Genomic DNA, 20,256 nt, shown 5'->3' with positions numbered 1-20,256 from the left:
CCTGGTCGCAGCGCCGTCGACCCTCCTGGAAGGCTGCAAGCGCGCAACCTCCTGGCCAGCCTCGTTTCCGCGGACTTCGGCTCCTGGCGGGTCCGGATCGCGCCCGCCTTTGCCCACGGCGGCGGCTGGCCGTTATAGAGAACATGACTATCTAGAGGTCTGCACCGGGTTGCGTCCCGGACCGGGTGAAGGTGCGTCAATGAACGGTATGGTGCGGATGATTGTTTCTTCCTCCATCTCCGGCCTCCGGAAGACCGCGCTCGAAGGCGCGGCGGTGGTCGGCTTTGCCGCTCTGGTTCTGCTCGGCGGCGGTGCCGGAGCCCTTGCCCAGCCATCTGCCCAGCCGCGCGTGCCCGCCTCCAATGCGGAGGTGAAGCTCTCCTTTGCGCCGGTGGTGGCGCGCTCGGCCTCGGCGGTGGTGAACGTTTATGCGCTGAAGACGGCGCAGCAACGGGTGAACCCCATTTTCGATGACCCGTTCTTTCGTCGCTTCTTCGGGGCGCCGGGCGGTCCCGGCCTGCAGGCGCCGGAGCGGGTGCAGCGGTCCCTCGGCTCGGGCGTGATCGTCGATACGTCGGGCCTCGTGGTTACCAACTACCATGTGATCGAAGGGGCGGATGAGATCCGCATCGCCCTCAACGACAAGCGCGAGTTCGAGGCCGAGGTGCTGCTGCGCGACCAGCGCACGGACCTCGCCATTCTGCGCATCAAGCGGGAAGGGAAGGAAGCCTTCTCCTCCATTGAGCTTGGCAATTCCGACGAGCTTGCCGTGGGCGACCTGGTGCTGGCCATCGGCGATCCCTTCGGGGTGGGACAGACCGTGACCCAGGGCATCGTATCCGCCTTGGCGCGCACGCAGGTGGGCGTGTCGGACTACCAGTTCTTCATCCAGACGGACGCTGCCATCAATCCCGGCAATTCCGGCGGTGCGCTGGTGGATATGGCGGGTCATCTGGTCGGCATCAATTCGGCTATCTATTCGCGTTCCGGCGGCTCCATCGGCATCGGCTTCGCCATTCCGGTGAACATGGTGCGGGTGGTGATCGAGCAGGCCAGGAACGGCTCGAAATCGGTGCGCCGCCCCTGGCTCGGCGCGGCCCTGCAGCGGGTGACGCCGGACATTGCCGAGGGCCTCGGCCTGCCGCGGCCCACCGGCGTCCTGGTGCAGAAGGTGGTGCCGGACAGTCCGGCCGCCAAGGCGGGGCTCAAGGTGGGCGACCTCATCATCGCGGTGGAGGGGCAGGGGATCGACGATCCCGAGAGCCTCAACTACCGCTTTGCCACGCGACCCATCGGCGGCAAGGCGGCGCTTGCGGTGAATCGGGCCGGCAAGGATGTCAGCGCTGTGGTGGTGCTGGAGGGGGCGCCGGAAAACGTTCCGCGCGAGGAGGTGAAGGTGCGGGCCCGCTCGCCCTTCGCCGGCGCAACGGTGGTGAATCTCTCTCCCGCGGTGGCGGAGGAGCTGAAGCTCGACACCACAGCCACCGGCGTGGTCGTCTATGGCGTCGACGACAATTCACCTGCTGCTGTGTCCGGCTTCCGGCCGGGCGATGTGATCGTCGAGGTGAACGGCGAGAAGGTCGCGCGTACCTGGGACCTGGAGCAACTGGTGCGCACCCCGTTGCGCGGCTGGCGTGTGACGGTGGCGCGGGACGGGCGCACCATCACCGCCCTTCTTCCGGGCTGAGGCGGCGATGGCGGATCTGTTCGAGGCAGCGGGTCTGACGGATCAGGTGCCGCGGCCGCTGGCCGACCGGCTGCGGCCGGCGAAGCTCGCAGAGGTGGTGGGGCAGGACCATCTGGTGGGGCCGGATGGCGTGCTCTCCCGCATGCTGGAGACGCGCTCGCTGGGCTCGCTCATCCTGTGGGGACCGCCGGGTACCGGCAAGACCACCGTGGCGCGCCTGCTGGCTTCGGCGACGGACCTGCATTTCGAGCAGATCTCCGCCATCTTCTCCGGTGTCGCAGACCTCAAGAAGGTGTTCGAGCAGGCTCGTGCCCGCCGCCTCACGGGCAAGGCGACGCTGCTGTTCGTGGATGAGATTCACCGTTTCAACCGCGCCCAGCAGGACAGCTTTCTGCCGGTGATGGAGGATGGAACCGTCACCCTCGTGGGCGCCACCACGGAGAACCCCTCCTTCGAGCTGAATGCGGCGCTGCTCTCGCGCGCCCGGGTTCTGGTGTTCCGCTCGCTCGATGCGGAGGCCATTGCCCGGTTGCTGACGCGGGCGGAGGAGGTGGAGGGCAAGGCGCTGCCACTCACCGAGGAGGCGCGCCTCGCCCTCGTGAACATGGCGGATGGCGACGGGCGGGCCTCGCTCACGCTGGCGGAAGAGGTCTGGCGCGCCGCGCGGCCGGGCGAGGTGTTCGACGTGGCGGCCCTGTCCGACGTGGTGCAGAGGCGGGCTCCCATCTACGACAAGAGCGAGGACGGCCACTACAACCTCATCTCAGCCTTGCACAAATCGGTGCGCGGCTCGGACCCGGATGCGGCGCTCTACTATCTTGCGCGCATGCTGGATGCCGGCGAGAGCCCGCTGTTCCTCGCCCGCCGCATCGTGCGCATGGCGGTGGAGGACATCGGCAATGCCGATCCGCAGGCGCTCGTGGTGGCAAATGCGGCCAAGGAGGCCTTCGACTTCCTCGGCTCGCCGGAAGGCGAGCTCGCGTTGGCGCAGGCGGTGGTCTATGTGGCGACGGCGCCCAAGTCGAATGCCGTCTACAAGGCGTTCTCGGCCGCCAGGCGCGTGGCCAAGGAGGGGGGCTCGTTGGTGCCGCCCAAGCATATCCTGAATGCCCCCACCAAGCTTATGAAGGGGGAGGGCTATGGCGCGGGCTACCGTTACGACCATGACGAGCCGGACGCCTTCTCCGGCCAGAACTATTTCCCCGAGACCCTCGGCCGGCTGAGCTTCTACCGCCCGGTGGAGCGCGGCTTCGAGCGCGAGATCCGCAAGCGCATGGACTATTGGGCGCGCCTGAGGTCCGAGCGCGGGGAGGCGTGAGGCTTTGGCCAATCCGGTCAGGCGCCGGCCAAGTGCAGGAAGCGGTTGAGCATGGCGTTCACCTGCTCCGGCACTTCCATCTGGCAGAAGTGGCCGGACCCGACCGTGCGCGCAAGCTGAACATGGGGAACGATCTCCACCAAAGTGTCGAGGTCGGAGCGCGCCGTCGGCTCATTGGCGGCGATGTAGAGCAGCGGCATGATGAGCCGTCCGCGCGCCGGCGTCGGGTCATAGTCCCGCAGGGCCTGTGCGCCGGAGACCTGCAGGTACGGCGGGGCCGCGCTCATCACGTCGAGGATGCGCTGCCGGCGGGCCGGATCGTCCGTTGGCAGGAAGAAGGCGGCATCGGCCATGCGCCGCAGGGCGGCGGCGCGGTCCGGCCCGTTCAGCTCGGCGATCAAGCGGGACATGCCGGTCCGCGCGGCCTCCGTCAGGGCCACCGCCGAATCAAGCAGGGCGACCGCGCGGGGGAGGTCCGGAAACCGCATGGCCGTCTCATAGGCGATGGTGCCGCCCATGGAGTGGCCGACGAGGGCGGGCCTCTTCAGGCCGAGCTGCGTGCATAGCCACGCCACATCGCTGGCGAAGCCCTCGAAGGTGTAGCATTGCTCCGGCTTGTCGCTCGCGCCGTGGCCCCTGAGGTCGGGTGCGAGCACGGTATGACCGCGGGCCGCGAAGAATGCGAACTGGTCCGCCATGAAGCTGCGATCGCAGCAGAAGCCGTGGATCAGCACCACGGGCGGCTTTTCGCCCTCCTTGAGATCGAAGGAGAGGCGGACGCCCTCGCGGCGCAGCTCAGGCATGACTGGCCCCCGCAGATGGCGGCTCCGGATGAACGTTTGAAGCGTTTCGAGGACATGGCATGGACCTACCTCAAGGCATCTGCGCGTCGCACCCTCTGTGCGGGGCGTTTCCTTCTCCCACGCGAGGGATCGCAACACAGTGGACGCGCCACGGCGGGCTGGCTACAGCATCGCTTGTTCCTGCTTGGGGGCGCTTGCCGATGGCGGTCGCAGCGCCCCGGGGGTCGGCTTCGATCAGGTCTGTGAGCCTGACGGGGGCCGCCGCGAACCGCCGGTGAGAGGTGGTCCATGCATCCGGTCATCGTCGTGTTCCTGGGCGCCGGCACCGGCGGGGTCATCCGTCACCTGGTGAATCTCGCGGTGCCGAAGCTGCTCGGCGCCGCCTTTCCCTTCGCGACCTTCATCATCAACGTCACCGGCAGCCTGTTGATGGGGCTGATCGTCGGCTATCTCGCTTTCAAGGACGGGGAGTTCTGGAGCCAGACGATGCGGCTCTTCCTGACCACCGGCATTCTTGGCGGCTACACCACGTTCTCCACCTTTTCCCTTGATTTCGCGTTGCTTTTCGAGAGAGGCGATGCGGCGCTGGCGGTCACTTATGTGGTCGCCTCCGTCCTGTTGTCGCTGCTTGCGGTGTTCGCAGGCCTTGCCATCATGCGCACCCTGTCCTGAAGGCGCCGGCAGAGCTGCGCCGCCTGCGTGACGCGGACGCGCACATGATCTATGTCTCGGGTCGCTTTCCCAATCTGCGAGGACGATCCGGGCAATGGCCGTCGCGATGAAGACCGTGGCCGAGGACGAGGCGGGCATGCGCCTCGACCGCTGGTTCAAGGTGCATTTCCCTGATCTGTCCTTTGGCCACCTCCAGAAGCTGGTGCGCACCGGGCAGGTGCGGGTGGACGGCGGACGGGTGAAGACCTCCTCGCGCCTGGAGCCGGGTCAGAGCGTCCGGATCCCGCCGCTGGGCGCAGAGCCGCAGGAGGAGGCGCCCGCAGCTTCCGGCCGCAAGGCGCCTTCGGAGCGGGCGCCGGAGGGGGAGGGAGCGCCCGCGAAGCCGCGCGCTGCTTCAAATCCTGCCGCCCGCAAGGAAGCGGAGGACCGCGCCTTCCTCAAGTCCATCACCCTGTTCGAGGACAGGGACGTGATGGTGCTCAACAAGCCCTTCGGCCTCGCCGTCCAGGGCGGATCGGGCACCTACCGGCACATCGACGGTCTCTTGGATTGCTTGCGGGACAAGGATGGACAGAAGCCCCGGCTTGTCCACCGCATCGACAAGGACACCTCAGGCTGCTTGCTGATCGCCAAGTCGCGGCTTGCCGCCTCGGTGCTGGCCAAGAGCTTCCGGTCCAGGGAGGCGCGGAAGATCTATTGGGCGGTGGTGCCGGGTGTGCCGAAGCCGCGGCAGGGGCGCATTTCCACGTATCTCGCCAGGGATGAGGACGAGGAGAAAATGCGCGTCGCCCGCCATGGCGAGGATGAGGCGAGCCACGCCATTACGTATTATGCGCTGGTCGACCAGGCCGGCCAGAAGATCAGCTGGCTCTCGCTGAAGCCCGTGACCGGACGGACCCATCAGCTGCGCGCGCATCTTGCCCATATCGGCCATCCGATTCTTGGTGATCCGAAGTATTTCAACATCGAGAACTGGGAACTTCCCGGCGGGTTGCAGAACCGGCTGCACCTCCTCGCCCGACGGCTCGTCATTCCCCATCCGCGGGGCGGCGGGGTGATCGATGTGTCGGCGCCGCTGCCGCCGCATATGGCGCAAACCTTTGCGGTTCTTGGATTCGATGCCTCCCAGTACGACCCCATCACCGAGGCGCCGGAGGAATGAGGTGCCGTGCGGCGGTGCTTGCCGCCTTGCTCCTGCTCCCTTTCGGGGGTGAGGCGAAGGCGTCGAACATTCTGGACCTTTACCGTGAGCTTCAGCGCCTTCTGCCCGCAGGTTTCCCGACTTACACGATAGATTCGTCGAAGCGCCCGCCGAGCGCTTCCGGTGGGGCGCTCTACGGCGCACGGGCGCGCGTCTCGCTCGTGATGGATGCCGCCAACGGCTACCTCCGCATCACCGACCGTGGCGATGGCGACGAAGCGTCGGGCTTCGTGACGGAGCTCGCGGTCTGGACGGGACCCAAGGGCCAGCCGCTCGTGGGGCTCAGCGAGTGGGGGGTGAAGAGCGGCGCCCCCTTCGCGGGGCGCGTGCGCTTCTATGCCCGAGCGGGCGGGACCTGGCGCCTGGTGACGGGGCGGGTCTGGCCTGAGCTGGACCGGGATCTGTGCCAGACGGAGCCGCAGGAGGTTGTGGAGGATACCTCGGCCTGGGAGGGCCTTGGTCGCGCCATCACGCTGCTGCCGCGCAAAGGCCGGACCGCCGAGGTCTGGTGCGTGCCGCCGAGCCCGGTGGCGGGGCAGGGGATGGCGCTGGAGTTCGACCCAGCCATTGGCGCATTCCGCAAGGGGCCCGCGCTTGCGGGCCCGCCGCAGTGGCCCGGTGGCGTGGCGCCCCCCTGAGGCGGCCTCCCGAGGGCGAGCGACGACAATCGGCTGCGACTTTGGTTGAATGCGCGGGCAGCGCCACGGGTGATGCTTGACGCAAAGGTTACCTGAAGGGGCCTCGCCCCTTGCGGCGCGTGTGCGTTTGCCTTAGGTGCCGCGCCAAGCCCGCAAGACGCGGTTCCGCGCGGGCAGAAGAAGAAGCAACCCGAAAGCGGCGACGGCCGCTCGCCCGAGGGACGATAGATCCATGACACCTTTGCTTGCCCTTGCCCGGGGCATCGATGCCATCAACACGCGCATCGGCAAGGCTGCTGCCTGGCTCATCCTGGGTGCCATCCTCGTGTCCGCGGTCAATGCGGTGGTCCGCAAGGTGTTCGACCTGTCGTCGAATGCCTGGCTTGAGCTGCAATGGGTGCTGTTCGCGGCGGTGTTTCTGTTGTGCGCCTCCTGGACGCTGCTCGACAACGAGCACATCCGCATCGACATCGTGAACTCGCGCTTCTCGAAGCGTGTGCGCGACGGTATCGACATCTTCGGCCACCTCTTCTTCCTCTTGCCCTTCTCCATTCTTCTGTTGTGGACCTCCTGGCCCTTCTTCCTCTCCTCGTTCGAGATCAACGAGCAGTCGCTGAACGCCGGCGGCCTGCCACAGTGGCCAGCCAAGTTCCTGGTGCCGCTGGGCTTCTTCTTCCTGACGCTGCAGGGCTTCTCGGAGCTCATCAAGCGCATCGCCATTTTCACCGGGCGGATGGAGGACCCCAACGAGGGGACCGGCGGCAGCCATGCCGCGCTTGCCGCCGAGGCCGAGCGCCTGATGGCCGATGCGGACGTGCCGGGCGGCGTCATCGCCCCGGAAGAGAAGAAGTGAGGAAGCGCGCCATGGCCCTGATCCGCTTCCCTGCGCTGTCCTTCGCCCGAACGGAGTTCCCCAGGGTCATGCGCCTTGCCGGCGCGGCCCTTGCCCTGGCCTTCGTCCTCGCCGTGCTGCCGGACATGGCGCTGGCCGCCGAGCCCGGCTTCAAGGGCTGGTTCATCCACAATATGGCGCCGATCATGTTCGGCACCTTGGTGGTGTTCCTGCTCATCGGCTATCCGGTGGCCTTCTCGCTGGCCGCCAACGGCCTCATCTTCGGCGTTGTCGGCATCTGGCTCGGCCTGTTCGATCCCAAGTTCCTCCAGGCGCTGCCGGAGCGCGTCTACGGCACCATGAACAACGAGGTGCTCCTCGCGGTGCCGTTCTTCACCTTCATGGGCCTCATCCTCGAGCGCTCGGGAATGGCGGAGGACCTGCTGGACACCATCGGCCAGGTGTTCGGCTCCATCCGCGGCGGCCTCGCCTATGCGGTCATCTTCGTGGGCGCGCTGCTGGCGGCGACCACCGGCGTGGTCGCGGCCTCGGTCATCTCCATGGGCCTCATCTCGCTGCCCATCATGCTGCGCTACGGCTACGACCGACGCGTGGCCTCGGGCGTGATCGCCGCCTCCGGCACGCTGGCGCAGATCATCCCGCCCTCCCTCGTGCTCATCGTCATGGCCGACCAGCTGAACCGCTCGGTGGGCGACATGTACGAGGGCGCCTTCGTGCCCGGCCTGCTGCTCGCCAGCCTCTACGCGGTCTACATCTTCATCATCTCGTCCATCTTCCCCGGCGCCGCCCCCGGCCTGCCGCTGGAGGCGCAGACCCTGCGCGATCCGCAGCAGAAGCTCGGCCCCTCCCGCATCCTCGGCGCCGTGGCCGCGGCGGGCTTCGCCTACCTCGTCGCCACCGGCTCGCTGCCGCACCTCACGGAGGGGGTGCTTTCCGGCACCGCTAACACGGCCGCCTGGGGCGTGGGCGCCTTCGTCCTCCTCTTTTTCGTGATGTCCGGCACGGCGAAGCTGCTCACGCCCTCGCTGTTCATCGCGCTGGCGCTGTCCATCGGCCTGTCCATCATGCTGATGACCGAGACGGGCGTGAAGTTCGGCGCGGATTATGTGGTGCTCACCATGTCCGCCACGGTAGCCATCGCCTTCGTGGTGGCGGTGGTGAACCGCATCTTCCGGCTCGGCCTGCTCTCCAAGCTCGCCGAGCAGGTGGTGTTCGTGATGGTGCCGCCGCTCGCCCTCATCTTCCTGGTGCTGGGCACCATCTTCATCGGCGTCGCGACGCCGACGGAAGGTGGCGCCATGGGCTCGGTGGGCGCGCTCATCCTCGCCTTCGCCCGCGGCCGCCTGAAGTTCGACCTGATGCGGCAGGCCACCTATTCCACCGCCAAGCTCTCGGCCTTCGTGCTGTTCATCCTGCTCGGCGCGCGCGTGTTCTCGCTCACCTTCTACGGGGTGGACGGGCACAAGTGGGTGGAAGAGCTGCTCGTCTCCCTGCCGGGCGGCCAGGTCGGCTTCCTCATCGCGGTGAACGCCCTCGTCTTCGTGCTCGCCTTCTTCCTCGATTATTTCGAGCTCGCCTTCATCATCATCCCGCTGCTGGGGCCGGCGGCCGACAAGCTCGGCATCGATCTCATCTGGTTCGGCGTGATGCTGGCGGTGAACATGCAGACCTCGTTCATGCACCCGCCGTTCGGCTTCGCGCTGTTCTTCCTGCGCTCGGTGGCGGCCAAGGTGCCGTATGCGGATCGCGTCACCGGCAAGATGATGGAGCCGGTGACTACCGCCCAGATCTACTGGGGCGCGGTGCCGTTCGTGGTCATCCAGCTCATCATGGTGGCGCTCGTCATCCTGTTCCCGGGCATGGTCACCCACTACAAGTCCGGTGGCGTGCAGCTCGACCAGGGCCAGGTGAAGCAGCAGTTCGAGAATCTCGCCCCTGTCGACGATCTCGCGCCGCCGCCGCTGACCTTTGGCAAGTAGCTGGATCGCCCCGGTGCCGGGTGTTCACGCCATGGCGTGAAACGCTTCGGTTCCAGGCACTTGCGCGCTTTCCCGCAGTGAGCCGGGGTGTCCCCTTGCGCAACGGCAGCGTGGGCGGCGTGGGGTAAGGCAGGGCTTCTGCCCTGCTTAGGGCGCATTCTGGACCGAAATCCCCAAACGGGAGCATCCACAGTCCGCCGCTGCTTTGCCGATGGCGCATCGCAGCAGCCTGTGTCTCCTTCAGGCGTGGAGCGCGTGCTTGTGATTCGGCACCAGAGCGCGATCCGATCATATGGAACCGCGGAACGGTTCCCTCTGGTCGGCAAATCGTCCTCTAACTCATTGAGTTGAGCCGGATCCGGGCGTCCGCGGTCCACGGGGGCGGGTTTCCGGGATCGAGGGTCCGGCGTGCGCCAAAGGCGCGGCCGCACCGAGCGGGTGGAGGTGATCGCGATGAACCCCAGAGCCGACTTCTGTCCTGGCTGCGGGGCACAGGTCTATCCGGAAGAGGCCAACTGCCCCTTCTGCGGCCGCAAGCTGCACACCAGCTTCCTCATGCCGTTCGTGGTGGGCCTCGGCGGCACGGCCGTCGCGCTGGTCGCAGGCGGCCTCGTGTGGTGGGTGATGCAGGCGCCTCCTGCCACGACCACCGCCGCGAGCCCGGCCGCCGAGGTCGCGGCCAATGCGCCGGTGCCCGCGGCGTCGCCGCCTCCTGCCGCGCCTCCTGCCGCGCCGCCGGTCGCGGCGCCCGAGGCCCAGACCGCGCCCCCCTCTGCGCCTCCCGGCGCACTCCCTGCCGCACCGCCGGCCGGGGAGGCGAAGGAGGCGGCCCTGCCGCTGCCCACGGTGCGCACGCCCGTGCAGGCGCCCCCGGCGGATGCGCAGACCCGCCGTGCCTATGCCAAGAGCAAGCAGGAGAGCTTCGTCCAGAACGGGCTGGACCTGCAGGTCACCACCTCCGGCGAGGAGGCGACCACGCTCATCATCAAGTTCTCCTTCCCGGCCAAGGATGCGACCGAGCAGATCGTCTCCGGTCCGTTCCCGCGCCAGTGCGAGCAGCGGGGGTTCAAGCAGGTGGTGTTCGTGGATCCCTCGGGCCTCTCCTGGATCTATGACGTGGCCACCCAGAAGCTGACGCAGAAATGACGCCGCCCTCCAGCGATCCCGCCCCGGCGGGCTCCTCCCCCCTGAAGCTGGTGTTGTTTGATTGCGACGGCACGCTGGTGGACAGCCAGCACATGATCGTCGCCGCCATGCGCGACGCCCATGCCGCCCATGGCGTGCCGCTGCCGGACCGCACCACCTTGCTCTCGGTGGTGGGTCTCTCCCTGCCCGAGGCGTTCGCGGCCCTGTCCCGCGGCGAGCGGGCGTATCCGGTGGAGGCGCTGGTCGATGCCTACCGCACCGCCTTCATCCGCCTGCGGGACGCCGAGCCGCCGGAGCCCATGTTCCCCGCCGCCCGCGAGGTGCTGGACGCGCTGCGCCAGCGTGACGACCTGGTGCTGGGCATGGTGACGGGCAAGGCCCGGCGCGGGGTCGACCGGGTGCTGAAGGCGCACGACATGGAGGGCTGGTTCTCCACCATCCAGACCGCCGACGACGCCCCCTCCAAGCCGCATCCCGCCATGGTGTTCCAGGCCATGGCCGAGATCGGCGCGCGGCCGGAGGAGACGGTGGTGGTGGGCGACACGACCTTCGATATCGCCATGGCGCTCACCGCCGGGGCCTCGGCGCTCGGGGTCGCCTGGGGTTATCATGACACGGGCGCGCTCGAACGCGCCGGCGCCGACCTGCTGGTGCAGCGGTTCGAGGAGGTGCCGGCCGCGATCGCCGCGCTCATCGCCCGCCGCCAGCCGCGATAGCCGGCCGGGCCGCCGCAAGGAGAACCAAGCGATGCGCGACCTGTTGGAAGACCTCGATGGCGCGGCGGATGGCGCCTCCGACGATCCGGTGGCCCGCGCCCGCGCCGCCCAGCGTGCACCGTTGCCCAAGCGCTTCTACAAGGAGGTCTCCGTCGGCGAGGCGGAAGGCGGCTTCACCGTGCTGCTCGACGGACGCTCCGTGCGCACCCCGGCCCGCGGCCTGCTGCTGGCGCCCACCCGCGCGCTGGCGGAGGCCATGGCGGCCGAATGGGCGGCGCAGGAGAGCGAGATCAACCCCTTCCGCATGCCGCTCACCCGGCTCGTGAACGTCGCCCTCGACCGCGTGGCGGCCGAGGTGCAGGCGGTGGCCGACGAGGTGGTGAACTATGCCGGCACCGACATGCTCTTCTACCGCGCCGAGGGCCCGCAGAAGCTGGTGGAGCGGCAGGCCCGGCACTGGAACCCGGTGCTCGACTGGATGAACGAAGCCCACGATGCGCGCTTCTTCCTCGCCGAGGGGGTGGTGCACGTGGCCCAGCCCGCACCGGCACTGGAAAAGGTACGCGCCCTCGTGCCTGCGGCGCCGCTGGCCCTGGCGGCGGTGCATTCCATGACCACGCTCACCGGCTCCGCCTTGCTGGCGCTGGCGGTGAAGGAAGGCCTCCTCGATGCCGATGCCGCGTGGACGGCGGCCCATGTGGACGAGGATTTCAACCGCGAGCAGTGGGGCGAGGACGAGGCCGCCTCCGCCCGCCGCGCCGCCCGCCGCACGGAGATGGACGCGGCCGCCGCGCTGCTGCGCCTGATTGCCTGACGCGCGGAACGAGCGGGGGGCGGAGCCATGGATGCGGACACCATCGCCGATCTCTTCTCCGCCTTCGGAGCGGTGCGGGTGAAGCGCATGTTCGGCGGCGGCGGGGTCTATGCGGAGGGGGTGATGATCGCCCTCGATGCGGACGACATCCTCTATCTCAAGGCGGACGCGTCCTTCGCGGCGGAGCTTGAGGCGCGCGGCTCCCACCCCTTCAGCTACGAGGCGAAGACCGGCCGTCGCACCATCACCAGCTACTGGCGCCTGCCCGAGGCGGCCATGGACGATCCGGAGGATCTCGCCACCCTCGCACGCCGCGCGCTGGTCATCGCCCGCGCGGCAGAGGCTGCAAAGGCCGGCAAGTCGAAAGGCGGCAAGGCATCGGGCACCAGGGCGGAGCGCGGAAAGCCCGCGCCATCGGCCCCGCGCCGGCGCGGGGCCCCGAAGTAAGGCGCAGCCCTCAGGAGATGTAGCGGCGCTTCAGCGTCATCAGGGTGTCGAGCAGGCCGGAATTGCTTTCGGCGAGCTTGTTCTTCACCGCGATGAGCAGGGCCGGGTAGGGCGAGATGAGCAGCGGTACCTGCTGTCCCAGGAAATCAGCCACCTTGTAGACGCGCGAGCGGATGTCCGGGCTCGCCATCAGCGCGTCGATATATTTGGTCGCATGGCGCCGGTGGGAGAGATAGAGCTTCGCCGAGCCGATGGCGATGGGCGCGAAGTCCGCCCCCTTCTCCCGGTACCAGTCGAAGAAGCCGTAGGAGACGTCCGGCCAGGCCTGGTTGAGGAAGTCGTCCAGGGCGATCACGCCGCCGTCCGCCAGTGTGGCGGCGGCCAGGTCGAGGTCGCTGATGACGATGTCGTGCCAGTGGCCGCCGTCGACGCTGAAGAAGCGCACCGGGCCCACGGCGTCGGAGATCTGCCGGGGCGTCACCTCCTGGGAGGAGCCGCTGTGGATCACCAGCCGGCTGCGGTCCACCTTGAACGCGTTCAGGTTCGCTTCAAAGATGGCGCGGTCGCCCTGGCCGGAGCCGTCCACATTCTGGGACTGGTCCTCGAACAGGTCGATGCACATGGCCTTCTCGTCGCTACGCAGCGCGAGACACAAGGGCATGAAGGAGCGCCCGTGGTGGACGCCAATCTCGGCCGTTCCGCCCTTGATGCCCATCTCCGCCTGAAGCGTGAGGATGCGCAGGTAGAGCTCGGCATCGTTGCGCTCGAACCAGCCGTTCACTTTCTTGCGGCCCGACCGGCAATATTCGGTGAGCTGGCTACCAATCTCGGTCATGCAAGGCATCTCGCGCGCCCCCGGTCGCAAATGGGCCTTTGGCGCAGCCGGGGTTCCAGCGCCTTGCCGCCAAGGTCACCTTAAGAACCCTTTCTTGAGAAGTTCAAGGCGCGGAGCGGACCGATGATCCCCTTACCAATTGCATTTTGCGAAAATGGCTAACGCGGGCGTGGCCTTTGCCGTACCCACCGGCTGATCGGTCATGCGGGCAGGCGGTTGTAGCGTCGCTTGGTCACATCTGAAGGAGCCTGGCCGTCATCCGCCTTGGCCGAGCCTCCGGGGCGCGAGCCAAAGGGGAGGCTTCCACCGGCTGAGGTGGGTCGGCACATGCGATTCGGGAGCAGGGAAAGGCCCGCCCGCGGTGCGGGAGGGCCGGAGGGGTGTCAGCTGGCCTTCACGCGCACGGGCCGCAACAGGAAGGCGGGCAGGTGCGACATGTCCGCCGGCTCGCTGGCCGGGGCACGCTCGCGGCGCGCGGGACGGGCTTCGGCCGCGTCCTCGCGGGTCGGGCGGCGGGTCCGCTCCGGGCGAGGGGCGCGCGCCTCGGCCTCGGGCCGGGTCTCGCCGTCACGCTCCCGGCGCGGCTCACGCTCGGGCCGGGGCTCGCGTTCGGGACGCGCTTCCCGCTCGGGCCGGGCCGGGCGGTCTGCGCGGGCCTCCCTCTCGGGTCGGGCCGGGCGCTCGCCACGGGGCTCGCGTTCGGGCCGGGGCTCGCGCTCGGGGCGGGCCTCCCGCTCGGCACGCCCGTCCTTCTCCACGCGACGCTTGCCGCGCAGGCGGCCTTCCTCGCGCTCGCCGCCGCGCCGTTCCCGGCGGGCGGAGGCCGGCGGGGCGTCGCCCAGGGGTTCGCCCTGCCAGGGAATGGCGTTCCCGATCAGCTTCTCGATGGCAGCCACCGACTTGCCGTCGAGATGGGTGACGATGGTGTAGGCCGTGCCCGAGCGACCGGCGCGGCCGGTGCGGCCGATGCGGTGCACATAGTCTTCCGCGTGGTGGGGCACGTCGTAATTGAAGACATGGCCCACCGCGGGGATGTCGAGGCCGCGCGCTGCCACGTCGGACGCCACCAGCAGGGTGGCCTCGCCGGAGCGGAACTGGTCCAGCGCCTTCAGCCGGGCGTGCTGGTCCATGTCGCCGTGCAGGGCCACGGCGTTGAAGCCGTGCTTCTGCAGCGAGCGCAGCAGCACCGCCACGTCGCGCTTGCGGTTGCAGAAGATGATGCCGTTCTGCAGGTTCTCGCAATCGCGGATGAGGGTGCGCAGGACCTCGCGCTTCTCATAGTCCTCGCGGCCGGAGGCGACGAGCGTCTGGGTCACCGTGGTGGCGGTGGACGCCGGCTTCGATACCTCGACCCGCACCGGGTTCGACAGGAATTGCGACACCAGGCGCTGGATCTCCGGCGGCATGGTGGCCGAGAAGAACAGCGTCTGCCGGGTGAAGGGCACGAGCTTGCAGATGCGCTCGATGTCCGGGATGAAGCCCATGTCCAGCATGCGGTCGGCCTCGTCGATGACGAGGATCTCGATGCCGGAGAGGAGCAGGCGGCCGCGCTCCACATGGTCGAGCAGGCGGCCAGGGGTGGCGATCAGGACATCGACACCGCGCACGAGCTTGGAGTCCTGGTCGCCGAAGGAAACGCCGCCGATGAGCAGGGCGACGTTCACCTTGTGGTTCTTGCCGTAGCGGACGAAGTTCTCTTCCACCTGGGCGGCGAGCTCGCGGGTCGGCTCGAGGATGAGGGTGCGCGGCATGCGAGCGCGGGCGCGTCCCTGCTCCAGCAATGTCAGCATGGGCAGGGTGAAGGCGGCGGTCTTGCCGGTACCCGTCTGCGCAAGGCCGAGCACATCGCGGCGCGCGAGAACGTGGGGGATGGCCTGAGCCTGAATGGGGGTGGGCGTCGTATAGCCCGTCGCAGCGACGGCCGCGAGAACCTTATCGCTCAGACCGAGTTCGGAAAATGACATTGCATCTTTTGGATGCGGCGGCGCGCCGCTGATCGAACGTCCCGTGCCGTGTACGGGGTCAGACGAGTGGTCGTCGGTCGGCGCGCTTGGATTCGACATATCTCGGACGACGATCAAGACCATAAGAAAATTGTGCGCCGTGTCAACGTTTTCGGACAGTTTTGCTGGCCCTTCGCGTGCGTGCGCGGCGCGGTTGCAGAAAAACAGCGCAGATGCTTGTTTTCAGGGCGTTTTGCCATGCGGTAATGGCGGTGCTCTGGCTGCTGTCATGCAAATGACGACGGGCTCTCGTCTTGACCGGGTGGTCAATAGCTCCCACACGTGGCCCACACGCCGCCTGCCGCGCGCTGCCCCTGCCGAGCGGACCTATGCCCTTCCTCCTCATTCTCGGCCTCGCCGCCTTCGCGAGCGCGTTTTCCATGCGCGCCGTGGACCCGATGCTGAACATCCTCGCCGCCGACCTCAAGGTGACGCTGCAAGAGGTGGCGCTGCTGGCCAGCGCCTTCACGCTGCCCTATGCCGCCATGCAGCTGGTGTTCGGGCCCATCGGGGATGCGCTGGGCAAAGTGCGGCTCATCCGCATCAACCTCGCCATGCTGGCGGTGGGCCTCGCCGTCTCGGCGCTTGCGCCGGGGCATTCCAGCCTGCTGGCGGCGCGCGTCTTCTCCGGCGCCTTCGCCGGTGGCGTTATCCCGGTGGTGCTCGCGACGGTGGGCGACCGGGTGGCGTTCGACCGGCGTCCGGTCGCCCTTAGCCGGGTGCTGCTGGCGCTGGTGCTCGGCCAGCTCCTGGGCTCGGCGCTGGCGGGGGTGGTGGGCCAGTATATGGGGTGGCGGGCGGTGTTCTGGTGCGCCTTCGTCGTCGCCGTCACCGCCGCCCTCGGCGCGATCTTTGGCTTGAAGGAGGAAGCGGCGCCCCAGCCGATCTCGCTTGCCGCCTCCCTCGCCCGGTACGGGGTGGTGCTGAAGAACCCCCTGTCCATCAAGGTCTATGGTGTGGTGGCCCTGGAAGGGGCGCTCACCTTCGGCATCTTCCCGCTGGTGGCGCCCCTGATGGTGGAGCACGCCCTAGGCGATGCGGTGGAGGCGGGGCTGGTGCTCGGTGCCTTCGCCATCGGCGGGGCCTTCTACACCTTCGCCGTGCCGTTGCTGGTGCGGCACCTCGGGCTCGGCGGCATGGTCAGCTGCGGTGCGGCGGCGGTGGGGCTGCTGCTGATCGCCGCCGCGGCGGGATCGAGTCTGCCGGTGGTGGCGGTGCTGTTCGCTTTGTCGGGCTTCGCCTTCTACATGATCCACAACGTGCTGCAGATCCTCGCCACGGAGCTCGCGCCCGAGGCGCGAGGATCGGCGGTGGCATTGTTCGCGTCCGCCTTCTTCGTGGGGCAGGCGGTGGGGGCGCTGGTGCTGGCGCAGATGGCGGGCCTGTTCGGCGTGGTGCCGGTGTTCCTGCTCGCCGGCCTCGGCATGATCGCGCTGGCGCTGCCCGCCGGCCTGCTGCCGCCGCGCAAGGCGCCCGTGTCGCCCCTCCCGTCACCAGCCTCGCCGGACTGATCCCCCGATGGGGTGAGGCTGGGGGAGAGCTGCGTCCATATCCGCCGGGTGATTGCAGCCGGGTATGCCCGGTTGCGGCCCGCTATCCCCGGCCAGTATCCATGGTAGAGGTCGAGCTGCACTCCCCCGGGCGCGCCGCAGCCGCTCGCCGCGTCGCTCAGATGTCCAGAAGGTCCTCGTCGGCGAAGGCGGCGCGCTCGGAGATGAAGGCGAAGCGGGCTTCCGGCTTGTTGCCCATGAGGCGCTCCACCAGATCCGCCGTCAGCGCCCGCTCGGCATCCTCGATGGTGACGCGCTGGAGGGTGCGCGTCTTCGGGTCCATGGTGGTTTCCTTGAGCTGCGCCGGCATCATCTCGCCGAGGCCCTTGAAGCGGCCCACCTCCACCTTGCCCTTGCCGGTGAATTCCTTCTTCAGCAGCCGCTCCCGGTGGGCGTCGTCGCGCGCATAGAGGGTCTTGGCGCCCTGCGTGATGCGGTAGAGCGGCGGCACGGCGAGGAAGAGGTGGCCTTCCTCGATCAGCTTCGGCATCTGCCGGAAGAAATAGGTGACGAGGAGGGAGGCGATGTGCGCGCCGTCCACGTCCGCGTCGGTCATGATGATGACCTTCTCGTATCTGAGGTCCGCGTCGCGGTAATGGGAGAGCGCGCCGCAGCCGAGCGCCTGGCCGAGATCGGCCAGCTGCTGGTTCTGGGCGAGCTTGTCGCGGGTGGCGTTGGCGACGTTCAGGATCTTGCCGCGCAGGGGCAGCACCGCCTGGGTCTTGCGGTCGCGCGCCTGCTTGGCGGAGCCGCCGGCCGAATCGCCCTCGACGATGAAGATCTCGGAGCCGGCCGCATCGGTGTTGGAGCAGTCCGCGAGCTTGCCGGGCAGGCGCAGCTTGCGCACGGCGGTCTTGCGGGAGACCTCCTTCTCCTGCTTGCGGCGCAGGCGCTCCTCGGCCCGGTCGATCACGTGTTCCAGCAGCCGGCTCGCGGCCACCGGATTGGCGGCCAGCCAGTGGTCGAACGGATCGCGCAGCCCCTGCTCGACGATGCGGGCGGCTTCGGCGGTGGCGAGGCGGTCCTTGGTCTGGCCCTGGAATTCCGGCTCGCGCACGAACACCGAGAGCATGGCGGCGCAGCCGGCGGTCACGTCGTCGCCGGTGATGAGCGCGCCGCGCTTGCCCTGGCCGGAGCGCTCCGCATGGTCCTTCAGGCCCTTCAGCAGCACCGCCCGCAGGCCGTTCTCGTGGGTGCCGCCATCGGGGGTGGGAATGGTGTTGCAGTAGGAGGAGATGCCGCCGTCCGCGTCCGCCACCCAGGCCACCGCCCATTCCACCGAACCGTGGCCGCCTGGCTTCTGGATGCGGCCGGCGAAGATGTCCGGATGCACCAGCGTGTTGCCTTCGAGGTCGGCCGCCAGATAGTCCTTGAGGCCGCCGGGAAAGCGGAAGACGGTCTTCTCCGGAATGCCGTCGATGCCCTTGAGCAGCTCGCCGTCGCACGACCAGCGGATTTCCACCCCGCCGAACAGATAGGCCTTGGAGCGCGCCATGCGGAACACGCGGGCGGGCTCGAAGCGGGCGGAGGGGCCGAAGATCTCCGGGTCCGGGTGGAAGCGCACGCGGGTGCCGCGCCGGTTGGTGATGCGGCCGACTTCCTTCAGCGGGCCCTGGGGCACGCCCTTGGAGAAGGACTGGCGGTAGAGGGTCTGGCTGCGCGCCACCTCCACTTCCAGGTCGTCGGAGAGGGCGTTCACCACCGAGACGCCGACGCCGTGCAGGCCGCCGGAGGTCTCGTACACCTTGCTGTCGAACTTCCCGCCGGCGTGCAGGGTGGTCATGATGACCTCGAGCGCCGACTTGCCGGGAAACTTCGGGTGCTCCTCCACCGGGATGCCGCGCCCGTTGTCCGACACCGTGAGATAGCCGTCGGCGCCCAGCTGCACCTCGATGAAGCTGGCGTGGCCGGCCACCGCCTCGTCCATGCAATTGTCGATCACCTCGGCGAAGAGGTGGTGCAGTGCCTTCGCATCCGTGCCGCCGATATACATGCCCGGCCGGCGGCGCACCGGCTCCAGCCCTTCGAGCACCTCGATATGGGCGGCGGTATAATCATCCGCCATGGCGGGCACGCTCGCCGGCGCCTTGCCCTTGGGAGCGGGCTTGGACGCGGCGCGGGAACGGGTGGCGGAGCCGAAGAGATCGTCGGTGTCGGACATGCGTGCTCGATAGCAGAAGGAAAAGGGCCGTGCGAATCGCTGCGCGGCCACGGCCTTTGTTGCGTCCATAGTGGCAGAGGTGGAGGCGCGTGGGAACGGAACGGAAACGGGCGAGGGCGCGCCGGAGGTGCGCAAAGCCCGCGCGGCCGCCCGGCCGGCGCACCTGTCTTTTCCCTGAAATGCGATGGGTGTAAGGACCTTGGCCCCGCCGTCGCCATCCCTTCGGACGACGCGCGTGGAGGAGATGAAGATGTCTGACGCAAAGGCAAGGATCGCGGTTCTCGGCGCCTCCGGTTACACCGGCTCCGAGCTGGTGCGCCTGCTGCTGCGCCATCCGCGCGTGGAGATCGTGGCGCTCACGGCGGACCGGAAGGCCGGCCAGACCATGGCCGAGGTGTTCCCGCAGTTCGCTCCCTTCCCCCTGCCCAGGCTCGTGACCATCGACGAGGTGGACTTCACGCAGGTGGATCTCGTGTTCTGCGCACTGCCCCACGCCACCACCCAGCTCGTCATCAAGAAGGTTTTCGAGGCGTCCCCCACCGTGAAGGTGGTGGACCTCTCCGCCGACTTCCGCTTGTCCGATCCCGGCGCCTATGAGCAGTGGTACGGCCACCCCCATCAGGCGCTGGAGCTGCAGCAGGAGGCGGTGTTCGGCCTCGTCGAGATCTATCGGGACGAGATCCGCAAGGCCCGCCTCGTGGCCAATCCCGGCTGCCATTCGTCCACCGCCATCCTGCCCATCGTGCCGCTCCTGGAGGCGGGCGCGCTGGATCCGGAGAGCATCGTGGTGGATTCCAAGACCGGCATGTCGGGCGCCGGCCGCTCGGCCAAGGAGGCCATGCTGTTCTCGGAGGTGTCCGAGGGCATCCATGCCTATGCCGTCTCCGGCCACCGCCACATGGGTGAATTGGACCAGGAATATTCCAAGGCCGCCGGCCGGCCGGTCCAGCCCATGTTCGTGCCGGTGCTGGCGCCCATGAACCGGGGCATCTACGCCACCATCTACGTGCGCACCACGGGCGCCACGGCCGAGGACCTGCACCGCATCCTCGCCGATTTCTACAAGGGCGAGCCCTTCGTGCACGTGCTGCCCTTCGGCCAGGTGCCCCAGTCGCGCCACGTGCGCGGGTCGAACATGGTGTTCCTGGGGGTGGTGGCGGACCGCAACCCCGGCCGCGCCATCCTCATCTCGACCCTGGACAATCTGGTGAAGGGCGCCTCCGGCCAGGCGGTGCAGAACATGAACCTGGTGCTCGGCTTCCCCGAGACCCTGGGGCTGGACCAGATCGCTCTCATGCCCTGATGCCTCCTCGCTGAGGCCCGGCCCCGCCGCGCATCCGGCGGGGCGCATCATCCCACGGAGACAAGCCTGTCCGGCAGCGGCGACGCGCGCCGGGCCGGCCGGGCGCGCGGCTGATCCTCCTCCTGAGTCC

The 20,256-nt window shown here is 68.5% G+C and carries 17 protein-coding genes; 13 read left to right on the top strand and 4 right to left on the bottom strand.

Features of this window, described 5'->3' with window-relative positions; genetic code table 11:
• Nucleotides 1-217 precede the first annotated feature (217 nt).
• On the top strand, nt 218-1,687 hold the full coding sequence (locus tag V5F59_RS13230) for a Do family serine endopeptidase (protein WP_509211096.1): 1,470 nt from the start codon (nt 218-220) through the stop codon (nt 1,685-1,687).
• 7 nt (nt 1,688-1,694) lie between these two features.
• On the top strand, nt 1,695-3,005 hold the full coding sequence (locus V5F59_RS13225; RefSeq protein ID WP_393978100.1) for a replication-associated recombination protein A: 1,311 nt from the start codon (nt 1,695-1,697) through the stop codon (nt 3,003-3,005).
• A gap of 17 nt (nt 3,006-3,022) precedes the next feature.
• Here the strand turns inward: V5F59_RS13225 and V5F59_RS13220 are convergent, their stop codons facing one another.
• Nucleotides 3,023-3,808, bottom strand: coding sequence for an alpha/beta fold hydrolase (locus V5F59_RS13220; RefSeq protein ID WP_393978098.1), 786 nt, complete (start codon nt 3,806-3,808; stop codon nt 3,023-3,025).
• A gap of 288 nt (nt 3,809-4,096) precedes the next feature.
• On the opposite strand from V5F59_RS13220, the gene crcB reads away from it, so the two are divergent.
• The 9 genes from crcB (at nt 4,097) to V5F59_RS13175 (ending at nt 12,274) form a co-directional block, all read left to right on the top strand.
• Nucleotides 4,097-4,480, top strand: a complete 384-nt coding sequence (gene crcB / locus V5F59_RS13215; RefSeq protein WP_393978096.1) for a fluoride efflux transporter CrcB — start codon at nt 4,097-4,099, stop codon at nt 4,478-4,480.
• A 94-nt stretch (nt 4,481-4,574) separates the two neighbouring features.
• Nucleotides 4,575-5,642, top strand: coding sequence for an RluA family pseudouridine synthase (locus V5F59_RS13210; RefSeq protein ID WP_393978094.1), 1,068 nt, complete (start codon nt 4,575-4,577; stop codon nt 5,640-5,642).
• 14 nt (nt 5,643-5,656) lie between these two features.
• Nucleotides 5,657-6,319, top strand: coding sequence for a hypothetical protein (locus tag V5F59_RS13205; RefSeq protein WP_393978093.1), 663 nt, complete (start codon nt 5,657-5,659; stop codon nt 6,317-6,319).
• Between the two features lie 232 nt (nt 6,320-6,551).
• Entirely contained in the window at nt 6,552-7,172 is a 621-nt protein-coding gene (locus V5F59_RS13200; protein WP_393978091.1) for a TRAP transporter small permease subunit, read from the top strand.
• A 125-nt stretch (nt 7,173-7,297) separates the two neighbouring features.
• On the top strand, nt 7,298-9,151 hold the full coding sequence (locus V5F59_RS13195) for a TRAP transporter large permease (RefSeq protein ID WP_393978602.1): 1,854 nt from the start codon (nt 7,298-7,300) through the stop codon (nt 9,149-9,151).
• 408 nt (nt 9,152-9,559) lie between these two features.
• On the top strand, nt 9,560-10,297 hold the full coding sequence (locus tag V5F59_RS13190) for a hypothetical protein (RefSeq protein ID WP_393978089.1): 738 nt from the start codon (nt 9,560-9,562) through the stop codon (nt 10,295-10,297).
• Entirely contained in the window at nt 10,294-11,013 is a 720-nt protein-coding gene (locus V5F59_RS13185) for an HAD-IA family hydrolase (RefSeq protein WP_393978087.1), read from the top strand. Before V5F59_RS13190 ends, V5F59_RS13185 begins: the two co-directional genes overlap by 4 nt.
• 31 nt (nt 11,014-11,044) lie before the next feature.
• On the top strand, nt 11,045-11,827 hold the full coding sequence (locus V5F59_RS13180; RefSeq protein ID WP_393978085.1) for an ATP12 family chaperone protein: 783 nt from the start codon (nt 11,045-11,047) through the stop codon (nt 11,825-11,827).
• 27 nt (nt 11,828-11,854) lie between these two features.
• Nucleotides 11,855-12,274: a TfoX/Sxy family protein gene (locus V5F59_RS13175; protein WP_393978083.1), complete on the top strand. Its 420-nt coding sequence runs from the start codon at nt 11,855-11,857 to the stop codon at nt 12,272-12,274.
• A gap of 10 nt (nt 12,275-12,284) precedes the next feature.
• On the opposite strand, the gene V5F59_RS13170 is transcribed toward V5F59_RS13175, so the two are convergent.
• Nucleotides 12,285-13,109: a class I SAM-dependent methyltransferase gene (locus V5F59_RS13170; protein WP_393978081.1), complete on the bottom strand. Its 825-nt coding sequence runs from the start codon at nt 13,107-13,109 to the stop codon at nt 12,285-12,287.
• 383 nt (nt 13,110-13,492) lie between these two features.
• Nucleotides 13,493-15,073 carry a DEAD/DEAH box helicase gene (locus V5F59_RS13165; protein WP_393978079.1) on the bottom strand — a complete coding sequence of 527 codons (1,581 nt, stop codon included), beginning with the start codon at nt 15,071-15,073 and terminating at the stop codon, nt 13,493-13,495.
• Nucleotides 15,074-15,441: 368 nt separating this feature from the next.
• On the opposite strand from V5F59_RS13165, the gene V5F59_RS13160 reads away from it, so the two are divergent.
• Nucleotides 15,442-16,623: an MFS transporter gene (locus V5F59_RS13160; RefSeq protein ID WP_393978077.1), complete on the top strand. Its 1,182-nt coding sequence runs from the start codon at nt 15,442-15,444 to the stop codon at nt 16,621-16,623.
• Between the two features lie 157 nt (nt 16,624-16,780).
• Here V5F59_RS13160 and parE read toward each other — a convergent pair whose 3' ends face one another.
• Nucleotides 16,781-18,823, bottom strand: a complete 2,043-nt coding sequence (gene parE, locus V5F59_RS13155; protein WP_393978075.1) for a DNA topoisomerase IV subunit B — start codon at nt 18,821-18,823, stop codon at nt 16,781-16,783.
• A 250-nt stretch (nt 18,824-19,073) separates the two neighbouring features.
• Between parE and argC the strand changes: the two genes are divergently transcribed.
• Nucleotides 19,074-20,126, top strand: a complete 1,053-nt coding sequence (gene argC / locus V5F59_RS13150) for an N-acetyl-gamma-glutamyl-phosphate reductase (RefSeq protein WP_393978073.1) — start codon at nt 19,074-19,076, stop codon at nt 20,124-20,126.
• Nucleotides 20,127-20,256: the final 130 nt, after the last annotated feature.

It is taken from the genome of Xanthobacter nonsaccharivorans (assembly GCF_043194755.2).
Lineage (GTDB): Bacteria > Pseudomonadota > Alphaproteobacteria > Rhizobiales > Xanthobacteraceae > Xanthobacter > Xanthobacter autotrophicus_G.
This window is presented reverse-complemented; position numbering and strand designations above follow the sequence as displayed.